At 47.4% G+C, this 627-nt stretch carries 2 tRNA genes and 2 rRNA genes; all 4 read left to right on the forward strand.

The annotated features are described in order from the left end of the window. A 16S ribosomal RNA gene (locus tag ACJHXB_RS24765) occupies window positions 1-97 on the forward strand; the annotation flags it as partial. Between the two features lie 68 nt (window positions 98-165). Next, window positions 166-242 (forward strand) — tRNA-Ile (locus ACJHXB_RS24770). 42 nt (window positions 243-284) lie between these two features. Beyond that, window positions 285-360: transfer RNA gene (locus tag ACJHXB_RS24775), tRNA-Ala, on the forward strand. A 183-nt stretch (window positions 361-543) separates the two neighbouring features. After that, a 23S ribosomal RNA gene (locus ACJHXB_RS24780) occupies window positions 544-627 on the forward strand; the annotation flags it as partial.

The raw sequence follows: 627 nt of genomic DNA on the forward strand, positions 1-627 counted from the left end.
AACCTTCGGGAGGGCGCTTACCACTTTGTGATTCATGACTGGGGTGAAGTCGTAACAAGGTAACCGTAGGGGAACCTGCGGTTGGATCACCTCCTTACCTTAAAGAAGCGTACTTTGCAGTGCTCACACAGATTGTCTGATGAAAATGAGCAGTAAAACCTCTACAGGCTTGTAGCTCAGGTGGTTAGAGCGCACCCCTGATAAGGGTGAGGTCGGTGGTTCAAGTCCACTCAGGCCTACCAAATTTGCACGGCAAATTTGAAGAGGTTTTAACTACATGTTATGGGGCTATAGCTCAGCTGGGAGAGCGCCTGCTTTGCACGCAGGAGGTCTGCGGTTCGATCCCGCATAGCTCCACCATCTCTGTAGTGATTAAATAAAAAATACTTCAGAGTGTACCTGCAAAGGTTCACTGCGAAGTTTTGCTCTTTAAAAATCTGGATCAAGCTGAAAATTGAAACACTGAACAACGAAAGTTGTTCGTGAGTCTCTCAAATTTTCGCAACACGATGATGAATCGAAAGAAACATCTTCGGGTTGTGAGGTTAAGCGACTAAGCGTACACGGTGGATGCCCTGGCAGTCAGAGGCGATGAAGGACGTGCTAATCTGCGATAAGCGTCGGTAA

Source organism: Escherichia sp. WS3227_2 (genome assembly GCF_046486495.1).
Classification (GTDB): domain Bacteria; phylum Pseudomonadota; class Gammaproteobacteria; order Enterobacterales; family Enterobacteriaceae; genus Escherichia; species Escherichia coli.